Origin of the sequence: Streptomyces sp. NBC_00846, from assembly GCF_045207325.1 — a bacterium.
Lineage (GTDB): Bacteria > Actinomycetota > Actinomycetes > Streptomycetales > Streptomycetaceae > Streptomyces.
The window spans coordinates 3,746,082-3,766,920 of the sequence record NZ_CP108846.1; the positions used below are offsets into that span (position 1 = coordinate 3,746,082).

A 20,839-nucleotide genomic window follows, 5' to 3' on the forward strand; every position below is an offset into this window, starting at 1 on the left:
GGGCGCTCTCCGGAGTCCCGGACAGCGCCCCGGCGTGATCCGGACGAGCGGCCCTATCGGTCGACGAGGCGGTCGAACTGGGTGGTCGTGTGGCGCAGGTGGGCCACCAACTCGTCGCCCACCTTCGGTTCCTGCGCGTCCGAGGGAACGAACAGGATCGACACCTGCATGTGCGGCGGTTCGGCGAACCAGCGCTGCTTGCCCGCCCAGACGAACGGGGACAGGTTGCGGTTGACGGTGGCCAGGCCCGCGCGGGCGACACCCTTGGCGCGCGGCATCACGCCGTGCAGGGCCTTCGGGGCCTCCAGGCCCACACCGTGCGACGTCCCGCCCGCGACGACCACCAGCCAGCCGTCCGAGGCGGCCTTCTGCTGGCGGTAGCCGAAACGGTCGCCCTTGACGACGCGTGTGACGTCCAGAACGGCGCCGCGGTACTCCGTCGCCTCGTGGTCGCCGAGCCACAGCCGGGTCCCGATGCGGGCGCGGAAACGGGTCTGCGGGAACTGCTGCTGGAGCCGGCCCAGTTCCTCGGCGCGCAGATGGCTGACGAACATGGTGTGCAGCGGCAGCCGGGCCGCGCGCAGCCGGTCCATCCAGCCGATGACCTCCTCGACCGCGTCCGAGCCGTCCGTACGGTCCAGCGGCAGATGGAGGGCGAAGCCTTCGAGGCGTACGTCCTCGATGGCGGCGTGCAGCTGCCCCAGTTCCTCCTCCTTGACCCCGTGGCGCTTCATCGAGCTCATGCACTCGATGACGACCCGCGCGCCCACCAGGGCGTGCACGCCGTCCACGGAGGAGACGGACCGGATGACCCGGTCGGGCAGCGGCACCGGCTCCTCGCCCCGGCGGAACGGGGTAAGGACCAGCAGGTCGCCGCTGAACCAGTCCTTGATGCGCGCCGCCTCATAGGTGGTGCCGACGGCGAGCATGTCGGAGCCGAAGCGGATGGCCTCGTCGGCGAGGCGCTCGTGACCGAAGCCGTATCCGTTGCCCTTGCAGACCGGGACGAGGCCGGGGAACTGGTCGAGGACGGATTTCTGGTGCGCCCGCCAGCGCGCGGTGTCGACGTAGAGGGAGAGCGCCATGGCCGGTCCGGAACCCTTCTGGTGGCTGCGGTGTGTGGGAGGTGTACGGAGTCGAAGTCCCATTGAAACCAATGAAGCAGGTTTCGTCAGTGGGGCGATGCGTATCAGCGGCGCGACATGTAGATGTCGAGCGCCTTGTGCAGCAGCTTGTTGAGCGGGAAGTCCCACTCGCCGAGGTACTCGGCAGCCTGCCCGCCGGTGCCGACCTTGAACTGGATCAGGCCGAAGAGGTGGTCGGTCTCGTCGAGTGAGTCGGAGATGCCGCGCAGGTCGTAGACGGTGGCCCCCATGGCGTACGCGTCGCGCAGCATCCGCCACTGCATCGCGTTCGAGGGCCTGACCTCGCGCTTGTGGTTGGCGGACGCGCCGTACGAGTACCAGACGTGCCCACCGACGATCAGCATGGTCGCGGCCGCGACGTTCTCACCCTCGTGCCGGGCGAAGTACAGCCGCATCCGGTTGGGATCCTCGTTGTTGAGTGCCGTCCACATGCGCTCGAAGTAGCCCAGCGGACGCGGCCGGAAGTGGTCGCGTTCCGCCGTGATCTCGTACAGCCGCTGCCACTCGGCGAGCTCCGCGTAGCTGCCCTGGACGACCTCGACGCCGGCCTTCTCGGCCTTCTTGATGTTGCGTCGCCACAGCTGGTTGAAGCCCTTGTGGACGTCTTCGAGCGACCGGTTCGCCAGCGGTACCTGGAAGACGTAGCGGGGCTGTACGTCACCGAAACCGGCGCCGCCGTCCTCGCCCTGCTGCCAGCCCATCTTCCGCAGCCGGTCCGCGACTTCGAAGGCACGCGGCTCGATGTGGGTGGCCTCTACGTCGCGCAGCCGCTTCACGTCCGGGTCCTGGATGCCCGACTTGATGGCGGCCGCGTCCCAGCGACGGATGATGACCGGCGGGCCCATCTTCACGGAGAAGGCGCCCTGCTGCTTGAGATGCGCCAGCATCGGCTGCAGCCAGTCGCTCAGGTTCGGGGCGTACCAGTTGATGACCGGGCCCTCGGGCAGGTAGGCCAGATAGCGCTTGATCTTGGGCAACTGCCGGTAGAGCACCAGGCCGGCGCCAACGAGCTGTCCGTTCTTGTCGAACCAGCCCAGGCTCTCCGAGCGCCACTCGGCCTTCACGTCTGCCCATGCCGGGACCTGCATGTGACTCGCCGCAGGCAGATTCTGGATGTATGCCAGATGCTGCTCTCGGCTGATGGTCCTCAGGGTCAGGCTCATGCGGGGCGCTCCTCGGCAGGTGTGTCCCCATCGGTCAGGGGCTCCGGCTCTCGCGCCGAAGCCTACTGTGACCGGGGAGCGCCCCGTCTGGCCCTATGAGGCCTGCCCGTCCGGCCTGGACTGGAAGGGACGGACCGGCAAGGCCCCGTCCCTTCCGGGCGCCGGGCCTCGCGGTACCGGCTGTATTCGGTTGTGTCCGTCGCGGATCAGCCCACCACGCCGCCGAAGAGGCCGCCGTGGGCCATGCCCAGGAAGAACCCGATGGCGGACGCGCCCATACCGATGATCAGGGGGAACCGCTCCCGCGTGGTCACCGAGATGTACTGCCCGTACGCACCCGTCAGGATTCCGGCGAGTCCGGCCCACGAACTGACCAGATGCAGGTTGTGGAACATCGCCGTCACGAAGGCGAGCGCCCCGAGGACGAGCGTCACCGCGACCAGGGTTGTCTGGAGCGGATGGGGCCTGCCGTCCGTGGCGAGAAGAGAAACCCGGGGACGGGGACGGGATCGTGTGACCTGTGCCATGGAGACCTCCTGGGCCGGAAGGTGGCGCGATGTGGCGCCACTCACACCCGATGTATCCAGATTGCGTCTCTTGGGCACCGGATTTCAACCGGAAGCCGGTGTGCGGGTACTCTGTATGGTCTGCACCGGTGTCTGCCCAGGCCAGCATGTCAGCCCCCTCTCGATGGAGGGTGTTGTCAGTGGCGGCTGTTTTACTCGGAGACATCGATGCTTACGCATCACGACCCTCCTGCCACGGAACGACCGTGGCCGCTGAGTCCAAAGGAGGTGGGTTCCACATGCGTCACTACGAGGTGATGGTCATCCTCGACCCCGATCTCGAGGAGCGCGCTGTCTCCCCGCTGATCGAGAACTTCCTCTCCGTCGTCCGTGAGGGCAACGGAAAGGTTGAGAAGGTCGACACCTGGGGCCGTCGTCGTCTCGCTTACGAGATCAAGAAGAAGCCCGAGGGCATCTACTCGGTCATCGACCTGCAGGCCGAGCCTGCGGTCGTCAAGGAGCTCGACCGCCAGATGAACCTGAACGAGTCGGTCCTCCGGACCAAGGTCCTCCGTCCCGAGATCCACTGAGCATCTAGCTCAGCGGTCATCGGGTTCGAGTAGCAGCAAGCAGCCAGAAGCAATCCCCGCCGAGAGGTTCACCCATGGCAGGCGAGACCGTCATCACGGTCGTCGGCAATCTCGTCGACGACCCCGAGCTGCGCTTCACCCCGTCCGGTGCGGCGGTCGCGAAGTTCCGTGTCGCGTCCACTCCCCGCATCTTCGACCGGCAGACCAATGAGTGGAAGGACGGCGAAGGCCTGTTCCTCACCTGCTCGGTCTGGCGGCAGGCGGCGGAGAACGTCGCCGAGTCGCTCCAGCGAGGCATGCGCGTTGTCGTGCAGGGCCGGTTGAAGCAGCGGTCCTACGAGGACCGCGAGGGCGTCAAGCGCACGGTCTACGAGCTGGATGTCGAGGAAGTCGGCCCCAGCCTCAAGAACGCCACGGCCAAGGTCACCAAGACCACCGGTCGCGGTGGTCAGGGCGGCCAGGGTGGATACGGCGGTGGCCAGCAGGGCGGCGGCAACTGGGGCGGCGGTCCCGGTGGCGGTGGCCAGCAGGGTGGCGGCGGCGCTCCCGCCGACGACCCGTGGGCCACGAGCGCGCCGTCCGGCGGTCAGCAGGGCGGGGGCCAACAAGGCGGAGGCGGTTGGGGCGGAAGCTCCGGCGGTTCCGGCGGCGGCTACTCGGACGAGCCTCCCTTCTAGGGCGGCTCGTACCCCCACTTCTTGATCACACAGGAGAAACACCATGGCGAAGCCGCCTGTGCGCAAGCCTAAGAAGAAGGTCTGCGCGTTCTGCAAGGACAAGACCCAGTACGTGGACTACAAGGACACGAACATGCTGCGGAAGTTCATTTCCGACCGCGGCAAGATCCGTGCCCGCCGCGTGACCGGCAACTGCACGCAGCACCAGCGTGACGTCGCCACGGCAGTCAAGAACAGCCGTGAGATGGCGCTGCTGCCCTACACGTCCACCGCGCGATAAGGGAAGGGTGACCGAATCATGAAGATCATCCTCACCCACGAGGTCTCCGGCCTCGGTACTGCGGGCGACGTCGTCGACGTCAAGGACGGGTACGCCCGTAACTACCTGGTTCCGCGGGGCTTTGCCATCCGCTGGACCAAGGGTGGCGAGAAGGACGTGGCGCAGATCCGCCGCGCCCGCAAGATCCACGAGATCGCCACGATCGAGCAGGCCAACGAGATCAAGACCAAGCTCGAGGCCGTGAAGGTCCGCCTGGCCGTTCGCTCCGGCGACGCCGGCCGCCTCTTCGGCTCCGTGACCCCGGCCGACATCGCCTCGGCGATCAAGGCTGCCGGTGGCCCCGACGTCGACAAGCGTCGCGTCGAGCTCGGCTCGCCGATCAAGACGCTCGGCGGACACCAGGTGTCCGTGCGTCTGCACCCCGAGGTCGCTGCTCAGCTCGGCATCGAGGTCGTTGCTGCCTGATTTAGGGCACAGCTCACCAGAGCAGGTGAAGGGCCGTACCCCGTGGGGTACGGCCCTTCACTGTTTCACGTGAAACGGGGCGTCGCCCGGGGGCTCAGCGGGTGGCGCCAGTGACGATCCACCGGCCCGACCGGGTGCGCAGCCAGAGTGTGGCCATGCGGACGGTCATCATCAGGGCCATCGCCCACCACAGTGCGGTCAGGCCGCCGCCGAATACCGGCACCAGCAGAGCCACCGGGGCGAAGACCGCCAGCGTGACGAGCATGGCCCAGGCCAGATACCGCCCGTCTCCGGCACCCATCAGTACTCCGTCCAGGACGAAGACCACGCCCGCGATCGGCTGGGACAGTGCCACCACCAGCAATGCCGGGAGCAGTGTGTCCTGTACGGACCGGTCGCCGGTGAACAGGGGAACGAACAGTGGCCGGGCAAGGACGATCAGTGCCCCGAACACCACCCCGGAAGCGATGCCCCACTGCACCATGCGGCGGCATGCCTCGCGTGCACCCTTGGCGTCCTCGGCTCCCAGGTAGCGGCCGATGATGGCCTGCCCCGCGATGGCGATGGCGTCGAGCGCGAAGGCCATCAGGCTCCAGAGCGAGAGGATGATCTGGTGCGCGGCGATCTCGGTGTCGCCGAGTCGGGCGGCGACGGCTGTGGCGATCAACAAGACGGCGCGGAGCGACAGCGTACGGACCAGCAGCGGAACGCCCGCCTGGGCGCTGGCTCTGATGCCTGCGGCGTCGGGACGAAGCGAGGCGCCGTGCCGGCGTGCCCCTCGCACCACCACGATCAGGTAGGCGGCGGCCATGGAGACCTGTGCGATGACGGTGCCCCAGGCCGACCCGGCGATGCCGAGGCCGGCGCCGTAGACGAGTCCCGCGTTGAGGGCTCCGTTGGCTGCGAAACCTCCGACGGCGACATAGAGCGGGGTTCTGGTGTCCTGCAGTCCGCGGAGTACGCCGGTCGCGGCCATCACGATGAGCATGGCCGGTATGCCGAGGCTGGAGATCCTGAGATACGTGGTGGCGTAAGGGGCCGCTGTGTCGGAGGCGCCGAAGATGTCCACGAGCCAGGGTGCTGCGGGGAGCGTGAGGGCGATGACGGCGATGCCGAGCAGGAGGGCAAGCCAGATGCCGTCCATGCCCTGGCGGATCGCGGAGGCCAGATCGCCCGCACCGACTCGTCGCGCCACTGCCGCGGTGGTGGCGTACGCGAGAAAGACGAAGACGCTGACGGCGGTGGTCAGCAGGGCGGCGGCGACGGCCAGACCGGCCAGCTGCGGTGTGCCGAGATGGCCGACGATGGCGCTGTCGACCATCACGAAGAGCGGCTCGGCGACGAGTGCGCCGAAGGCAGGGACGGCAAGCGAGATGATCTCGCGGTCGTGCCGTCGGCGGCTGGGCGGAGAGGTTGCCGGGGCCTGGATCATGGGGGTCAATCTAATCTTCCACAGGTAATAGATGCAATGACTATGCGGCCCTTACATTTACTCACGGTCGGCGTTCTCTCGTGCGCTGTTTGTCGTGATCTTGTGCCGACTTGGAAAGTTTTTCTCCCCCACAGCCCGTGGATGGAGAAAGCCCAGGTCAGGGCCCTGCTGATGAGGGTGCTATGAGTTTGTCCACAGTGCTGTCCCCCGCTCCGTGCACAGGTTCTGCGGGGTTCTCCACAGCATCTGGTCGGTCGTCCACATGCCCTGTGGATAACCAGATTGGCTGACGGTGCTGAGCGGCCTACCGTGGTCCGGCGCCCGCACCCCGTTCCGGCCCTGGAACCCCGCAGAACTCGACGCGCCGGAACCGGAGTCGGGCGTCTTGTTTGTCGGTGCTGTGCCGTAAGAAAGAGTGGCATGGCGAGGTCCGCAGAGCGGACGGGAGGAGGCGGCCCGGTGAGCATTCCCGAGCCTTTGGACGACCCCTGGGCCGACACCGGTCCCAGCGACCGTCTGCCTGTCACCCGCCAGCGCCGTGGCGAACGCGGGGACCGCGCGGAACAGCACGAGCGCGGCCGGGAGAGCGGCGGATGGGAGGGCGGCTCCTCCGGTTTCGAGCGGGTGCCGCCCCAGGACCTCGATGCCGAACAGTCGGTCCTCGGCGGCATGCTGCTGTCCAAGGACGCCATCGCCGATGTCGTGGAGATCATCAAGGGGCACGACTTCTACCGCCCCGCCCACGAGACCGTCTACCAGGCGATCCTCGACCTCTACGCCAAGGGCGAGCCGGCCGACCCGATCACGGTGGCCGCCGAGCTGGTCAAGCGCGGTGAGATCACCAAGGTGGGCGGAGCTCCGTATCTGCACACCCTCGTCCAGTCCGTGCCGACCGCGGCCAACGCCTCGTACTACGCGGAGATCGTCCACGAACGCGCCGTCCTGAGACGGCTCGTCGAAGCCGGGACGAAGATCACGCAGATGGGATACGCGGCCGACGGCGATGTCGACGACATCGTGAACTCCGCGCAGGCCGAGATCTACGCCGTCACCGAGCAGCGCACCAGTGAGGACTACCTGCCGCTCGGCGACATCATGGAGGGCGCTCTCGACGAGATCGAGGCGATCGGTTCGCGCAGCGGCGAGATGACCGGGGTCCCGACCGGCTTCACCGACCTCGACGCCCTGACGAACGGCCTGCACCCGGGCCAGATGGTTGTTATCGCGGCCCGCCCGGCCATGGGTAAGTCCACGCTGGCGCTGGACTTCGCACGGGCCTGTTCGATCAAGAGCAACCTGCCCAGCGTGATCTTCTCCCTCGAAATGGGCCGCAATGAGATCGCGATGCGACTGCTCTCGGCCGAGGCGCGGGTGGCGCTGCACCACATGCGTTCCGGCACCATGACCGACGAGGACTGGACGCGGCTGGCCCGCCGGATGCCGGATGTCTCGGCCGCCCCCCTCTACATCGACGACTCCCCGAACCTCTCCATGATGGAGATCCGGGCGAAGTGCCGTCGCCTCAAGCAGCGCAACGACCTCAAGCTCGTGGTCATCGACTATCTGCAGCTGATGCAGTCCGGCGGCTCGAAGCGCGCCGAGAGCCGCCAGCAGGAGGTCTCGGACATGTCCCGAAACCTCAAGCTGCTCGCGAAGGAACTGCAGCTCCCGGTCATCGCGCTCTCCCAGCTGAACCGTGGCCCCGAGCAGCGCACGGACAAGAAGCCCATGGTCTCCGACCTGCGTGAGTCCGGATCCATCGAGCAGGACGCCGACATGGTGATCCTGCTGCACCGCGAGGACGCCTACGAGAAGGAGTCCCCCCGCGCCGGCGAGGCCGACCTGATCGTGGCCAAGCACCGTAACGGCCCGACGGCGACGATCACCGTGGCCTTCCAGGGCCACTACTCGCGCTTCGTGGACATGGCACAGACCTGAGCGCGGCCTGTGTAGGGTCTCAAATTTCGCGGCACAATCTCAGCTCCGATGGCACATCGGCGGCACTTATGCCGTCTCCGTGAGACTTGCTGGTCGAGGCCGTCACCTTTTCGAGTGACGGAGGCTCTGGAGCATTCCGCCCGATGATGCGGCGCTGACACCCTTGGCAACATGGGCTATTGCCCGTGGGCTGGGGGTGCGGGGTGGACAGTGCGGCTGTGACGGTGAGCGTTCGTCGGCCAGATGGCCCTCCCGCCGAGGACGAAGAGTGGGACTTGGCGCCCATCGGCCTCCTGCAGTCGGCTCAGCCCTGGCGGACGTTCCGCTGGTACAAGGGCCAGAAGCACTACTCGGGCACGTACTGGTCGGCGACGATGCGCGATCACGTGATCTACGAGTCGCGACTGGAGCTGTCGCGGTTGCTCTTCGCTGATTTCGATCGGTCCGTACGCGGCATCGTGGCCCAGCCCTTCTTGCTGAAGACGGTGCTGGAGGGGAAGGTCCGGAAGCACATCCCGGACTATCTCCTGCTCACCGGGCAGGTCCCGATGGTCGTCGACGTCAAGCCGCTGCACCGGTTGTCCAAGCCGGAGGTGGAGTTCACCTTTGGCTGGACTCGGCGGGCGGTGGAGTCACGGGGGTGGAAGTACGAGGTCTGGAGCGAGCGTCCGACCGTGGAGCTGGAAAACATCCGGTTCCTGGCGGGCTATCGAAGGGACTGGTTGTTCAGCCCCGAGGTTCTGGATGAGCTTCGGGGAGCTGACCTCGATGGTGTCTCTTTGGGGCAGGCTACGTGCTGTCTGCCGGATCGTCCGGAGCCTCAAGTGCGTTCTGCCGTCCATCATTTGCTCTGGACGCAGTCTCTCGTTACCGATCTCGATCGACCGCTCAGCCCTTCGCATGTTCTGAGGTGGGTGGCATGAGCAGGGCGGGGGCTCGGGTCGGGGTCGGTACGCGCTTCCGCTACGACGGAGAGACCGTCGAGGTGGTGGAGATGGCTGCGACCACGGCGGGCAATGAAGTGGTCTTGAAGGATGGACGGGGGAGGCTTCTGCGGCTGTCGCTTAAGGAACTGCTCTTCTCTGACCGTGCGGCCATCAGCCCTGATTACCCGGGGCCATCGGCGGACGACGAAGGCGAGATCGCTTCCGTGGTCCTGGGGCAACTCGATTCGGCAGAGAAGCAGAAGGTCCTTGAACGTGCTGAGCATGTCCGCGAGGTGCTGACGGGCTACCGGTCCGGCAGCCCAGAACTCGCACGTGACGACGAGCCTCGTCCCGAGTACTCGCCGGAGATGCCGTTGGAGGCCAGATACGCGGCGAAGATTGCCGAACTCGGAATGGGCCTGCGCACCTTGAAGCGGTGGGTCGCCGAGTTTCAGGCGCGTGGAGAGGCTGGGCTTGCCCCCAAGAAAGGACCGGCCCGGAAGTCTGAGATTGCGGCCGATGAGCGGTGGGTGGAGACCGCGCTGGAGGTGATGGCTGAGCGCACCGATCAGTCGAAGCCATCACGCACGTTGGTTATCGAGCGGACGCGGGCCCGAGTGATCGCCCGATTCGGACCGGATGTGGTGAAGCTACCGAGCCGGGCGACGGCCTTTCGGCTGATGGAGGAGTTGGAGCGGCGGCATCCGCTGTTTCGGCTGAGTACGAAGCGGAACAGGGATATCGCCGATCGGCCGAAGGGTCCGTACGGGAAGTTGCGGCCGACGCGGCCGGGTGAGTACTTGCTGATGGATACCACTCGGCTGGATGTGTTCGGATTCGATCCGTTCACGCTGAAGTGGGTGCAGGCCGAGCTGAGCGTTGGGATGGATTGGTACACCCGCTGCATCACCGGAATCCGGGTCACGCCGGTCTCCACGAAGGCGGTGGACGTCAGCGCGGTGCTCTTTCAGTCGTTCCGGCCGAGGCCGGCGGGGCGGGACTGGCCCCGGCACGCGGTCTGGCCCGAGCACGGCATCCCCCGCACCGTCCTGGTCGACGTCGATGCGGCCGAAGGCCCGGGGCTCGCGTCTCCTCCGTTGGTGCCGGAGACACTGGTCGTCGATCACGGCAAGGTCTACGTCTCGGAACATCTGACCAGCGTCTGCCGCCGGATGGGCATCTCGATCCAGCCCGCCCGGCTGCGAACGGGCCGGGACAAAGGGCCTGTTGAGCGCTATTTCCGGACCCTGCGTGAGGGGCTGTTGCAGGTCCTGCCCGGCTACAAGGGCCCTGACATCCGTTCCCGGGGCGAGAGTCCGGAAGATGACGCGTTCTTCTTCCTCGACGAGCTGGAGGCGATCGTCCGGGAGTGGACCGCGACGGTCTACCACTGCCGGCCGCATGCGAGCCTGGTCGACCCGGGGCTGCCGGGGCTGCGGATGTCCCCGGCGAAGATGTTCGAGCACGGCATGGCCAGGGCCGGTTACATCGAGGCACCCCGGGACCGCGATCTTGGCTTTGAGTTCCTGCAGACGAAGTGGCGCACGATCCAGCACTACGGCGTTGAGATCGACCGCCGCCGCTACAGCGGGGAGGGCCTGCCGGAGGCGGGTATCCGCAGTCCCTACGACGGTCCGGTGAAGAACGGCTGGCCGTTCCAGGTGGACCCCGACGACATCACCCGGATCTACTTCCGCAACCCCACGACCCGCGAGTGGCACACCCTGACCTGGGAACACGCACCGTCGGCGCGGATGCCGCTGAGCGAGGACGCGCTGGTCTTCGCCCGGCAGCTGGCCGCGGCGAAATACCGCTACCCCGACGACCGGCTCGCCGTCGCTGATCTGCTGGAGCGGTGGAACCTCGGGCTGGGCACCACTTTGGCGGAGCGGCGCATGGTCCTGCGGCTCTCGCGCGAGCAGGCCGCCATCGAACTTCCCCAGACCGAGGAGGAGACCGTCGTCTCCCTTCCCTCCGTACGCAAAGCCCTGGGGCAGGCCAAGGACCCGGAGGTGCCTGCTGAAGGGCCGCTGGCGGAGGGCGTCGAGATGGGTGATGACGACGAGGCCGATCTGGAGGATCTCGCCGCCGAGGACGACTTCTACGCGGACGCTCTGGAGGACGTGTGAGTACGGCAAGTCCGACGGGGCTGGGCAATCTGGCGCTGTCGCGGAAGGAGGACTGGAAAGCGTTCGCCGAGACCCCGCGCCGGATCCAGCCCGAACAGTTGAGCCGCCGCCAGGTGAAGGCTCTGGGCGAGGAGGCGAGAGGCGAGCGCGATCGGCTGCTGCGGGAATGGCACGCCAACTTGGGGCCGATCAAGACGCCTCAGCTGGCGGAACTGCACGAGGACTTGTGGGACATCGTCGACAGCAACGTGCAGGACGGCGACAAAGCGAAAGGCGCCGTGGCGGTCGACGCATTCCCCGGGCTGGGGAAGACCACCTCGGTGCTGGCCTTCCTCGGTGAGTTCCATCGCAGGGAGATCGCCGAGCGGGGCGCGTTCACCGACCAGGGACATGAGCGTCTCCCGGTCTGCCGGGTCGGGCTGACCGGCAATTCCGGGATGAAGGATCTCAACCGGTCCCTGCTGGAGTTCTTCGGCCACCCTGGGCGCAACCGCGGGACTACCGCCCAGTTCGGTCAGCGGGCCCTGGACTGCGTGGTGTCCTGCGAGGTCCGCCTGCTCGCACTTGACTTTACCGACCGCAGGTAGTCCTGCCCGTGATGTCCGTCTGGGACTGTGACCAGCATGTCCCGGGCTTGTTTACCGACCGTGTCCGGGATGTCTGTCATGTTCTGGAGTCGGTACGGAGGACGAGTGGCACGGCGCGTGGTGGTCGGGGACCTGAGGGTCCAGCAGATCGAACGGAAGGACGGGCGGCGGTCGTGGACGATTGTGTGGCCCGAGGGGACGGTCCACACGGAGGCGGAGCGGTTCCTGCGGCAGCATGAAGGCTCGGGGACGCAGAGGACGTACGCGTATCTGCTGGTGGACCATCTGCGGTGGCTGGAGCGGGAGTGCCTGACCTTCGGCAAGGTTCAACTGCGGGACCTTGAGCGGTACATGGGCATCGTGGGTGCCGAGGTCCGCATGCCGCTCGGCGAGCCGTGGCGGGTGGGCAAGCGACCCTACGGCCAGTCCGCGCTGTCGACTACGGCGGCTTGCCTGAAGGGCTTCTACCTGCACCAATCCTCCCTCGGCGTGAACGGGGGGCTCGGCAAGAAGCTCGACACGTCCCGGCTGCCGTCGCGGGTGGACCGGCGCCGCTCCTTCCTCGGGCACGTGAAATCATCGCTGCCCACCAACCCGCTCGCGCCGAAGGGCCCGCACCGCAGGCATCCGAAGATGCTCCCGGACGGCGCGAGGGAGAAGCTGCTGGCCGCTGTGAAAGCGGCCCGGGACCGGCTGGTGGTGACCTGGCTCGCGGACGGCGGCCTGCGGATCGGCGAACTCTGCGGGCTGCACCTGGCGGACCTGCACCTGCGCGAGAACGCGGCCTGCGGCGAGTGCCGCACCCCGCACCTGCACGTCTGCCACCGTCCGGGAAACCCCAACCGGGCCGAGGCGAAGACCAAGCATCCCTGGCGGGTCGAGCACGGCATTGTGACCGGCGGGCTGATCAAGCGGGTCAGCCCGGCGATGGTGCACACCTACTTCGAGTACGTCACCACCGAGTACCCGCGCGGCGCCGACCACGGCATGCTCCTGGTCCAGCTGCACGGCACCGACACCGGTCAGCCGTGGGCGCCGGTCGGGGCCCGGCGGATGCTCGGCCGGGCCGGGAAACGCGCTGGTCTCGGCATCGTGAAGCCCCATGCCTTCCGGCATTCGTTTACTTCCGCGGTTCTCGACGCGGCGGACGGCAACCTGCTGATCGCCCGGGACGCGGGTGGCTGGGCGTCGGCCGCGATGGTCGACGAGGTCTACGGGCATGTCGACGTCCACGATCCGGCGTTCGACGCCGCACTGCGCGCGGTCTGGGGTGAGGCGTGATGCGACGGCAGGAGTACCTTCGACCGCTGTTCGCCGAGCGTGAGGACCGGGTCGGCCGCGACCGGCTGGAGATCCTTACCGCGCTGATCGGCGGGCCGTCCTTCGACCCGATCTTCCGGCCGGACGTGATCGAGATCCCACCCGGCCACGCGGTCTACCGGTGGGCATGCGTCGTCGACCAGTGTGAACGCAGCCGGACGGGCGGGGCGGATCTTTGCTCGGAGCATCAGCGGCAGTGGGTCCAGGACAGCGAGCGCGGGGTGGGCAGGGCGGCCTTCGTGGCGGCCGCCCAGGGTCTGGATCGGCGCGTCGGGGCGGCGGAGACCATCTGTCAGATCTGCCCTGAACGGCCTGCGGCCCGCAACGATCTGCGGTTGTGTCAGCGGCATCTGAGCCGGTGGGCCGTGCGCAAGAACGAGGGAGACGACAGCGAGGCGTTCGCCGCTTGGGTGAGCGGCGAACAGGCGCGCCCCGGCTACGGGCTCTGCGGCGTGGTCGTCTGCCCGAATCTGGCCGACTCCCCGCTGGGGTTGTGCTCGTGGCACGGCACCCGCTACCGCCGTGACTGCGAGCCGGGTGGCGCCGCGATGCCGGCCAGCTGGTGGCAGCGATACGAGCAGTTCGGGAAGGCGGTCCCGATCGAGTGCGACGACCAGGCGGCGTTCCGGCGGTGGTGCGCTACCGTTCCCGCGCAACCGTGGCCGGGGCAGATCAACTTGCGTGGCCTGCGGCCCCTGGTGCGGGCCGAGATCCAGTGGGGACTGTTCGTCCATACTCAACGAGCCCGCCCGACCCGCTGGGACCTGGGCTGGATCCGGTCGCTGGTGACCACCTGCCGCACGCTGGAGGTGAACTCGCTGGTCGACTTCGAGTTCGGCTCCGGTGGTTCCGCGGCGTTCACCGGGGCGATCGCGAAGGAGATCCTGCACGAGCTGCGGCTGGTCTACTTCACCCCTGAGCAGGCCAAGGACGCTGGCTTCCTGGAGACCGAGCACTACGGGGTGCTGTTCCCACACCGGATGAGCCACGTCGACTTGACCGGCATCCCGCAGCGCTGGCTGCGGGATCTGACGTGGGACTACCTGGCCGATCTGCTGAGGTCACCGCGTTGCCCGCGCTCGGCCGGACCGATCGACGACCTTCGCAGGGCCGCCGTCGAGCTGGGAGTCTTCCTGGAGATCGAGGCTCCTGGCAGTGGCCATGACCCGGCGGTTCTCCGGGAAGAGCACGCCCAGCGGTTCGTCGCCGACCAGCGCCACCGCGAGCGCGAAGGGCTCCCCTCGCTGGCCGTCAAGCGGCCGGACGGGACCGCGAGCATCGTCACCACCGTCACCCGGTCGGTTGTGTTCAACGCCGTCCGCAAGCTGATGCGCGAGGCACTCGACACCGGTGCCGCGGAACGGCTGGGCCTGGAAAGGGAGTTCATCATCGTGTTCCCGACCGCCGGCGCGACCACCGGCCGGACCGCGCGTCGGCCCTTCCCCGACGAAGTCGCCCGGGCGCTGGCGGACGAGACGAATCTGGCCGAACTCGCCGCCACCTACGACGTCAACGACAACGGTGTCCGCGACATCTGGGAGACCACCGTCACCACCGGACGCCGCATCGGCGAGGTGCTCAAGGTGCGGTGGGACTGCATCGGCCGCTACGGCGGCCTGGCGATGTTCTGGCACGACCAGACCAAGGTCGGCAACTACGACGCCGCGATCCGCATACCCGAACGCCTTTACGGGATCCTCGCCGAGCGCCAACGCAAGACCCTGGACCGCTTCACCGCCCGCTACGGCTACCGGCCGACCGGAGCCCAACGCGCCGGGCTGGCCCTGTTCCCCACTACCTACCGCAGCAACGACGGGACGGTGCCGCTGACCCACCAGTGGTTCTACAGCCGGTTCCGACCCTGGGTGGACGCCATGGACCTCGGCCACTATGTCCCCCACCAGGCCCGCCATACTCTGGCCACCAGCCTGTTGCGCCACGGCGCCACCCTGACCCACATCCGCCGATACCTCGGACAGGTCAGCGATCGGATGGCGGAGCACTACGTCCACCTGACCAGCTCAGATCTGGAGAACGTCCTCCAGCACGTCTGGGTCGCCGGCCCCGGCACGGCCCAGCCCGGCGAACTCCTTGCCGGGGACTCCGCCCCGCTCACCCGCCAGCAGGCCCAGGCTCTGGCGATCGACCTGTCACGCCGCAGCACGCCGGCCGAGGGAGGGTTCTGCACCTTCCAGCCCGTCGTCGACGGCGGCGCCTGCCCCTGGAACCTGGACTGCCACAACTGCGACAAGTTCGTCCTGTCCGGCGCCGACCTGCTGTATTGGCGGCGCAAGCGTGAACAGTGGCGGCTGCTGGCTGAAGGTGCCCCCGACGACGCCACCGCCGACTACCTCCACCGCTACTTCGAACCCACCGCCCGCGCCATCGACGGCCTGGAGAAGGCCCTGGCCGGCCTCGGCCTCCTCGACGACGCCCTCGCCCTGGACCTGCGCAAACCCCAGGACTACTTCCACCGGGTGTGGTCCACCGCCTTCCGCGCCACCGACCTCGCCGACGCGGCCAACGACGAGCAGGGCGAGTACAGCGATACGTGCTCAGCCGACGGCGACGACCCCGAACAGGAAGCTGCATGAACACCTCCACCGTCCCAGAACCCCGCACTGCGGCGGCCCAGGCCGCCCGCCGCCGCAAGACCGAGAGCGCTCTCCAGCGCGTCCACGACGCCATCGCCCGGATCCGACGCGAGAAGGCCCAGGTCAGCGTCGCCGCCGTCGCCCGCCGAGCAGACGTCTCGCGCACCTTCCTCTACGACAACACCGAGGCCAGAGCCACGGTCGCTGCGGCGATTGCTCATGCCGGCGAACGCCGGACCCAGATGCTCGCCGACCAGGACGAGGAGCGCGAGGCGACCTGGCGAGAGCGGGCCCTGAACGCCGAGGACGCCCTCAAGGCCGCCCATACCGAGATCCTCGCCCAGCGCACCCGCATCGGTGAACTCCTCGGCCAGGTCCGCGACTTGGAAGCTGAATGGACTCAGGAAGCCGTCCAGCGGATCACCTCCGAGAACACCACCCTCAAGCAGCGCGTCCGCCAGCTCACCGCCGACAACCGGTCCTTCGACGAACGACTGCAGGCCGCCCGCTCCAACCTGCGGTTCCAAGACCGCCGCATCGCCGATCTCGAAGCGCACATCACCGATCCGGGAACAGCGAGGTAATCACGACCCGCTGACAAACCCACGGCGCGTCCACCGGGACGGTGGACGCGCCGTGGGTCGGATCGGAGAGACCGGACGCAAACGCCCAGGTGGGCAGTGACGGCTCTGCCGCCCCACCCCAAGGCATGACCTGCCTGCACGGATGTTGGCCTCAGCCTTGCCCGGTGGCCACGAGGTCCACCCACGCTGTGACAGAGTCGCCTTCGCGGACGAGGTCGACACCCATGGCCGCGAGTAGTCGTTGGCTGGCAGTGTTGTCGGGCTTCGTGCTAACGAACAAGGAATCGAATCCGTCGGCGCGGGCGAGGACCAGCAGGTGGCGGAGTACCGCACTGCCGACACCGCTACCGCGGTGGGAGCGTCCGATCCACACCCCCGCTTCGACCGCATGCTCCGCGCCCTCCAGAGGGCACAGCCGGGCAGCCCCCACCACGGCGTCCCCCACGACGATGGCATAGGTGGTCTCCGCCGGCTCTGCTGACAGAGACCTCGACTGATGGAACCGCGAGAACGCCGTCCGACGCTCGTCGGTCCACCCGGCAGGCCCGGCAACCGGGGGCATCACCTCATGGGGGTCCGCATCGACCACGGCCACATCCAGCAGGTCTTGAAGCAGACCCTCATCGAGCCGCCGCAGAGTGACGTCAGAGCGCATGCCCGCATCCTGCCATCGCGACCGCGTCATTCCCCAACGGTTTTCGGGAATGGCGCTGAACCACCGTCACGGACATGTAGTCTATGAATCATCGCAGTTCAGAGCCGGTATCCGAGCTCCTGCGGTCGGTAAACTGGACGATCTGCACTTCCTGAAATGGCGCAAGACCAGCGGCATCGAAGTCAGCAACCATCTCAAATGGATCGCCAACGAGTTCCCCGTCACCCTGCTGATGATCGGCGTCGGACTCGCCGACAAGGGCTTGTTCAGCGAGGGCGGCGCCACCGGTGACGCGGCCCTGGCCCAGACCGGCCGCCGCACCACCCGGCTGGGGGTGCGGCCCTTCACGATCACGGATGAACAGGGACGCCGGGAATGGCGGCAGATGCTGCTGGCCCTCGAACAGCGCATCGTCCTGGCAGACAAACACCCCGGCATGCTCGCGGATGACCTGTCCGACTACCTCTTCGCCCGCAGCACCGGACACATCGGCTCGCTGATGACGCTGATCAACCGCGGCTGCCAGCGGGCCGTCCGTGGCGGCGGCGAACGCCTCAGCCGCGACCTGCTGGACGGCGTGAAGAACGACGAGGCATCAGAGAAGGCCCGCGCGGAACTCGAAGCTGCCCTGGAGACACGGCGGCTGACCAGCCGCCCCCGGCCGTCCGGCCGAAAGAAGGCCGCGTGACGCAAGTCCCGAGGACTCTCCCGATCCGGCTGCGGCCTCTCCCCGGTGAGGCCCTCGACTCCTGGCTGGAGGCCCTGGCCGAGCGGCTGCACACGCCCCTGGGTCGAGGTGATGCGGCACTTCGGGCTCCCTGCCAAGGGCAGATCAGGGAATCATCTGCGAGGTATTCCTCCGGACTGGACGATCCTGCTGGGTGAGCAGGAGACCGCGGCCATCGCGCACGCGAGCGGACTGGACGTTCACACGGTCACGTGTCTGACACTGGCCCACTACGATCAGCGGGCCCTGCGGATCAACTTCGAGCGCCGGTACGTCAACCGATGGGTGCTCTGGGGCCGCGGCTGCGGCTCCCGTTTCTGCCCGGACTGCCTGAAAACCAGCGGCGGCCGCTGGCAGTTGGCCTGGCGTCTGGGCTGGGCCTTCGCCTGCCCGATGCACCATCGGCTGCTGGCGGACTGCTGCCCGAACTGCGGGCGCGTCCAGCGGCAGCGGCCCCGATCTGGCATCGCCATCCCCCGCCTTGGAATCTGCGGCAATCCGCCTTCCCGCCCGGACGGAGCCCCTTCAGGCGGCTGTGGCTTCGATCTCACCCAGACCCGCACGCTCACGCTGCCCACGGGCCATCCGGCGCTGACGGCCCAGGACCGGCTACTGGAGATCATCGATTCCGGGACCGCGTCCTTCGGTGCCTACGAGCTCAGCCCGCAACCAGCCCAGAGCGCCCTGACAGACATCCGCGCCATCGGTGGACGTGTCCTGGCAGACCTTCCAGACCACATCATCACGAGCCTGGCCCCATCGGATCTCACCGACCGGCACTTCACACCCGAGCCCGGATCCCGGCTCGCGGCTTTGGCCACCGAGCGGCCCGGCTTCATGGCCCCACCGAGGGTTGTGAGCACAGCCGTCGCCGCGATCATGGCGCTGCGGATTCTCGAGCACCGCGACATCCACCAGGGCGGAGAGATGATGCGCGGCTTGCTGGACGTGATGCGCGACGAGCTCTACCAGATCAGCGCCACCAGCCTCGACAGCTGGGGACGCGGCTTGAGCCCCGTCCTGAATGCGGTGCACCTGGCCGCCCTGGCCCCGTCATTCCGCCCCAGCGAACAGCTCCGATACCGCACCGCCACCGACATGCCCAGCCGCCCGAAGACGTCAGGCCGGGCGGTTGCACATCGGGCACGGAAGATCCCAAGCATGTTCTGGCCCTCCTGGACAGTACGGCTTGCCCCTTCCGAAGGTGTCTATCCCCGGGTCCTCGCTCTCGTCCTGGCCAGCTCACTGCTGATTATCGGCAGCAGGACCACTCTCGATGCCGCTGCCGGACACCTCGGGTCGTTCACCGACGGCCCGGACATCTCCCGCATCCTGCAACGGCTCGATGACCAGCCGCACTGGAAGGACACGGTCGTCGCCCTGGCCCGGCTGGCCGACTACCTCGACGCCCACGACATTCCAATCGACTACCAGCGGCGCCGCCGCCTCGACTACAGCCACCTGCTCCCGCACGAGCGCTGGCTGGACATCTGCCGTCGCACCGGCTCACCGGCCGGCACCGGCCGCCGCGAGCAGATCGTCCGCTGCCAGCTGTTCCAACGCATCAGCGGTCTGCCCGCCGAAGCCGCCCCCGGACATCGCACCGTCGCCGAAGCACACTTCCGGGTCGAGACAGCCCGCTTCGCGACCTTCCAAACACCCGAACTCGCTGCGGCGCTGACCGCTGAGGCTTACGACTTCATCGCCAACCGTCACATCCACGATGAGCCGGTGACCTGGAAGCCGCCCGCCTTTCTGCTCGACGGGCTCGACCTGCCCGGCCCCGATCCCGCTCTCATCGACATTCCACGCTTGCACCGGCTTGTCCGCCAGGACGAGAAGTCCGTTCAACGCATGGCTGAGATCCTCGGCACCAGCATCGAAGCGGTGCGGCAGGCCCTGACCGAACACCCCGCCCCCGCACTCCCACCGTCCGAAACCGCGGAGGGCCCTCACCAGCCCATACGCATGGCAGCGGCTCGAGCGCTTCACCGCTGCCGCTGCCTACCCCACGATGCGAGAGGCCGCCCAAGCCCTCGGTATCAACCAGCCCACGCTGGTGATCCAGATCAACCGGTTGGAGAAAGATCTGGGACAGCCCCTGCTCGAGCGCGCCGAACGCGGCCGAACCATGAGGCTGACCCCCTTCGGGAAGCGCGTGGCTGCCGCGGCCAAGACGATTCTCGAGAAAGAGTCGTATGACGCGGGCGGCGACTCATCACCCTGGTTTCGACAGTGAAAGGATCCCAGATCGGAGAGGGCTGATCCGAAATCAGTACAACGATCCTCGTTTCACACCCAGTCACCCTCCGGAGCAGCCGCCCGGAGCACCGCGCCCGCGTCTTCCATCAACGGCTCGCCGTGGGGCACGCACACTGTCTCCACCTCCAGCGCGGCCAACCGTCGGAAGGAAGCGATGGCCTCCTCTCTGTCCACGTTGAACGGACCGAGGATCGCCCGGTCATCCGCCGTGGCGACGATGTCACCTGGGAACAACACGCCGCTGGACGCGAGATGGAGCGCGATGCCTCCCGGAGTGTGACCTGGAACATGCAGGACGCGGACGGCCTCGGCCCAGCCGTCGAGGGTGTCGCCGTCGCGCAGCTCAATGTCCACCGGCACATGCTTCACAGGAGGCACATCCGCGTCGGCGAATCCAGCCGTGATCTGCTCATGAAGGGCGCGTTCCGAGGCAGTGAATACCGGCTCGGGTTCGGGGGCGGTGCCGCGGATGAACGGGGTGTCCAGCGCACCGGCCAAGACTCGGGCGCCCGTGGCCGCGACGAGATCCGCAGCCGAGCCCATATGGTCGAGGTGGGAGTGGGTCAGAACGATCTGCCGCACGTCTTGAGGACGGCCGCCGAGCTGATCGAGGGCCTCCAGGATCGCCGGGGCGGACCCCGGCACACCGGTATCGATCAGGGCGTATCCGTCCGGCAGACGCACGACGTGAACGTGCCCGACGGGGAAGGGCAACTGCCAGACGGCAGGGGTGATCTGGATGAGTTCCATGGCGCGACGCTAACGGGCGGCCGAGGAGCGGCCGGTCCCTTTGCGCTGCGGGCGAATTATGCGCAGCGTGAACGGCAGGCCACGGAACGCTGATGGCTTCTGGGGGCTG

19 protein-coding genes and 1 pseudogene are annotated in these 20,839 nt (G+C 67.7%); 14 read left to right on the forward strand and 6 right to left on the reverse strand.

Going from position 1 to position 20,839, the window contains the following annotated elements:
- Positions 1-53: 53 nt before the first annotated feature.
- The 3 genes from OG936_RS17210 to OG936_RS17220 form a co-directional block, all read right to left on the reverse strand.
- Positions 54-1,085 carry an alanine racemase gene (locus OG936_RS17210; protein WP_093895066.1) on the reverse strand — a complete coding sequence of 344 codons (1,032 nt, stop codon included), beginning with the start codon at positions 1,083-1,085 and terminating at the stop codon, positions 54-56.
- A gap of 104 nt (positions 1,086-1,189) precedes the next feature.
- Complete coding sequence (locus OG936_RS17215) at positions 1,190-2,308, reverse strand: peptidoglycan bridge formation glycyltransferase FemA/FemB family protein (protein ID WP_266906057.1); 1,119 nt, start codon at positions 2,306-2,308, stop codon at positions 1,190-1,192.
- A 206-nt stretch (positions 2,309-2,514) separates the two neighbouring features.
- Positions 2,515-2,835, reverse strand: coding sequence for a hypothetical protein (locus OG936_RS17220; RefSeq protein ID WP_383751933.1), 321 nt, complete (start codon positions 2,833-2,835; stop codon positions 2,515-2,517).
- Positions 2,836-3,113: 278 nt separating this feature from the next.
- On the opposite strand from OG936_RS17220, the gene rpsF reads away from it, so the two are divergent.
- The 4 genes from rpsF to rplI all read left to right on the forward strand — a co-directional run bounded on the left by rpsF (position 3,114) and on the right by rplI (position 4,826).
- The gene (gene rpsF / locus OG936_RS17225; protein ID WP_015609864.1) at positions 3,114-3,404 is read left to right on the forward strand and encodes a 30S ribosomal protein S6; all 291 of its coding nucleotides are present in this window, start codon (positions 3,114-3,116) and stop codon (positions 3,402-3,404) included.
- A 74-nt stretch (positions 3,405-3,478) separates the two neighbouring features.
- On the forward strand, positions 3,479-4,081 hold the full coding sequence (locus OG936_RS17230; protein ID WP_384446688.1) for a single-stranded DNA-binding protein: 603 nt from the start codon (positions 3,479-3,481) through the stop codon (positions 4,079-4,081).
- 43 nt (positions 4,082-4,124) lie between these two features.
- Entirely contained in the window at positions 4,125-4,361 is a 237-nt protein-coding gene (gene rpsR / locus OG936_RS17235; RefSeq protein ID WP_003967857.1) for a 30S ribosomal protein S18, read from the forward strand.
- An 18-nt stretch (positions 4,362-4,379) separates the two neighbouring features.
- Complete coding sequence (rplI, locus tag OG936_RS17240; protein WP_406495732.1) at positions 4,380-4,826, forward strand: 50S ribosomal protein L9; 447 nt, start codon at positions 4,380-4,382, stop codon at positions 4,824-4,826.
- 94 nt (positions 4,827-4,920) lie between these two features.
- Here the strand turns inward: rplI and OG936_RS17245 are convergent, their stop codons facing one another.
- Positions 4,921-6,258, reverse strand: coding sequence for an MATE family efflux transporter (locus OG936_RS17245; protein WP_406495734.1), 1,338 nt, complete (start codon positions 6,256-6,258; stop codon positions 4,921-4,923).
- Positions 6,259-6,735: 477 nt separating this feature from the next.
- Between OG936_RS17245 and dnaB the strand changes: the two genes are divergently transcribed.
- From dnaB to OG936_RS17280, 7 genes are all read left to right on the forward strand, one after another.
- Positions 6,736-8,196: a replicative DNA helicase gene (gene dnaB / locus OG936_RS17250; RefSeq protein ID WP_406500480.1), complete on the forward strand. Its 1,461-nt coding sequence runs from the start codon at positions 6,736-6,738 to the stop codon at positions 8,194-8,196.
- A gap of 218 nt (positions 8,197-8,414) precedes the next feature.
- Entirely contained in the window at positions 8,415-9,119 is a 705-nt protein-coding gene (locus OG936_RS17255; RefSeq protein WP_406495736.1) for a TnsA-like heteromeric transposase endonuclease subunit, read from the forward strand.
- On the forward strand, positions 9,116-11,251 hold the full coding sequence (locus OG936_RS17260) for a transposase (protein WP_406495738.1): 2,136 nt from the start codon (positions 9,116-9,118) through the stop codon (positions 11,249-11,251). Before OG936_RS17255 ends, OG936_RS17260 begins: the two co-directional genes overlap by 4 nt.
- Positions 11,248-11,838, forward strand: a complete 591-nt coding sequence (locus OG936_RS17265) for an AAA family ATPase (RefSeq protein ID WP_406495740.1) — start codon at positions 11,248-11,250, stop codon at positions 11,836-11,838. Before OG936_RS17260 ends, OG936_RS17265 begins: the two co-directional genes overlap by 4 nt.
- 105 nt (positions 11,839-11,943) lie before the next feature.
- Positions 11,944-13,119: a tyrosine-type recombinase/integrase gene (locus OG936_RS17270; RefSeq protein ID WP_406495742.1), complete on the forward strand. Its 1,176-nt coding sequence runs from the start codon at positions 11,944-11,946 to the stop codon at positions 13,117-13,119.
- Positions 13,119-15,752 (forward strand): tyrosine-type recombinase/integrase, encoded by a 2,634-nt coding sequence (locus tag OG936_RS17275; protein ID WP_406495744.1) that lies wholly within the window; start codon positions 13,119-13,121, stop codon positions 15,750-15,752. Before OG936_RS17270 ends, OG936_RS17275 begins: the two co-directional genes overlap by 1 nt.
- A complete protein-coding gene (locus OG936_RS17280) occupies positions 15,749-16,336 on the forward strand; it encodes a DUF6262 family protein (protein WP_406495745.1) in 588 nt (195 codons plus the stop codon). Before OG936_RS17275 ends, OG936_RS17280 begins: the two co-directional genes overlap by 4 nt.
- 151 nt (positions 16,337-16,487) lie before the next feature.
- Here OG936_RS17280 and OG936_RS17285 read toward each other — a convergent pair whose 3' ends face one another.
- Complete coding sequence (locus OG936_RS17285; RefSeq protein ID WP_406495746.1) at positions 16,488-16,991, reverse strand: GNAT family N-acetyltransferase; 504 nt, start codon at positions 16,989-16,991, stop codon at positions 16,488-16,490.
- 49 nt (positions 16,992-17,040) lie between these two features.
- Here OG936_RS17285 and OG936_RS17290 point away from each other — a divergent pair, with 49 nt between their 5' ends.
- The 3 genes and pseudogenes from OG936_RS17290 (at position 17,041) to OG936_RS17300 (ending at position 19,957) form a co-directional block, all read left to right on the forward strand.
- Positions 17,041-17,679 carry a hypothetical protein gene (locus OG936_RS17290; RefSeq protein ID WP_406495748.1) on the forward strand — a complete coding sequence of 213 codons (639 nt, stop codon included), beginning with the start codon at positions 17,041-17,043 and terminating at the stop codon, positions 17,677-17,679.
- A gap of 111 nt (positions 17,680-17,790) precedes the next feature.
- Positions 17,791-18,069 (forward strand): annotated as a pseudogene (locus OG936_RS17295) (TniQ family protein); the annotation flags it as partial.
- Positions 18,070-19,732: 1,663 nt separating this feature from the next.
- Positions 19,733-19,957 (forward strand): LysR family transcriptional regulator, encoded by a 225-nt coding sequence (locus OG936_RS17300; RefSeq protein WP_406495750.1) that lies wholly within the window; start codon positions 19,733-19,735, stop codon positions 19,955-19,957.
- Between the two features lie 53 nt (positions 19,958-20,010).
- Here the strand turns inward: OG936_RS17300 and OG936_RS17305 are convergent, their stop codons facing one another.
- On the reverse strand, positions 20,011-20,730 hold the full coding sequence (locus OG936_RS17305) for an MBL fold metallo-hydrolase (protein WP_406495752.1): 720 nt from the start codon (positions 20,728-20,730) through the stop codon (positions 20,011-20,013).
- Positions 20,731-20,839: the final 109 nt, after the last annotated feature.

What these genes read in the sequence shown, in the direction of transcription:
- OG936_RS17230 (WP_384446688.1), top strand. Translation starts at nt 3,479, where the DNA reads ATGGCAGGCGAGACCGTCATCACGGTCGTCGGCAATCTCGTCGACGAC.
- rpsR (WP_003967857.1), top strand. Translation starts at nt 4,125, where the DNA reads ATGGCGAAGCCGCCTGTGCGCAAGCCTAAGAAGAAGGTCTGCGCGTTC.
- OG936_RS17285 (WP_406495746.1), bottom strand. Translation starts at nt 16,991, where the DNA reads ATGCGCTCTGACGTCACTCTGCGGCGGCTCGATGAGGGTCTGCTTCAA.
- OG936_RS17245 (WP_406495734.1), bottom strand. Translation starts at nt 6,258, where the DNA reads ATGATCCAGGCCCCGGCAACCTCTCCGCCCAGCCGCCGACGGCACGAC.
- OG936_RS17220 (WP_383751933.1), bottom strand. Translation starts at nt 2,835, where the DNA reads ATGGCACAGGTCACACGATCCCGTCCCCGTCCCCGGGTTTCTCTTCTC.
- OG936_RS17210 (WP_093895066.1), bottom strand. Translation starts at nt 1,085, where the DNA reads ATGGCGCTCTCCCTCTACGTCGACACCGCGCGCTGGCGGGCGCACCAG.
- OG936_RS17305 (WP_406495752.1), bottom strand. Translation starts at nt 20,730, where the DNA reads ATGGAACTCATCCAGATCACCCCTGCCGTCTGGCAGTTGCCCTTCCCC.
- OG936_RS17275 (WP_406495744.1), top strand. Translation starts at nt 13,119, where the DNA reads ATGCGACGGCAGGAGTACCTTCGACCGCTGTTCGCCGAGCGTGAGGAC.
- OG936_RS17215 (WP_266906057.1), bottom strand. Translation starts at nt 2,308, where the DNA reads ATGAGCCTGACCCTGAGGACCATCAGCCGAGAGCAGCATCTGGCATAC.
- OG936_RS17260 (WP_406495738.1), top strand. Translation starts at nt 9,116, where the DNA reads ATGAGCAGGGCGGGGGCTCGGGTCGGGGTCGGTACGCGCTTCCGCTAC.
- rplI (WP_406495732.1), top strand. Translation starts at nt 4,380, where the DNA reads ATGAAGATCATCCTCACCCACGAGGTCTCCGGCCTCGGTACTGCGGGC.
- rpsF (WP_015609864.1), top strand. Translation starts at nt 3,114, where the DNA reads ATGCGTCACTACGAGGTGATGGTCATCCTCGACCCCGATCTCGAGGAG.
- OG936_RS17290 (WP_406495748.1), top strand. Translation starts at nt 17,041, where the DNA reads ATGGCGCTGAACCACCGTCACGGACATGTAGTCTATGAATCATCGCAG.
- OG936_RS17300 (WP_406495750.1), top strand. Translation starts at nt 19,733, where the DNA reads ATGCGAGAGGCCGCCCAAGCCCTCGGTATCAACCAGCCCACGCTGGTG.
- OG936_RS17280 (WP_406495745.1), top strand. Translation starts at nt 15,749, where the DNA reads ATGAACACCTCCACCGTCCCAGAACCCCGCACTGCGGCGGCCCAGGCC.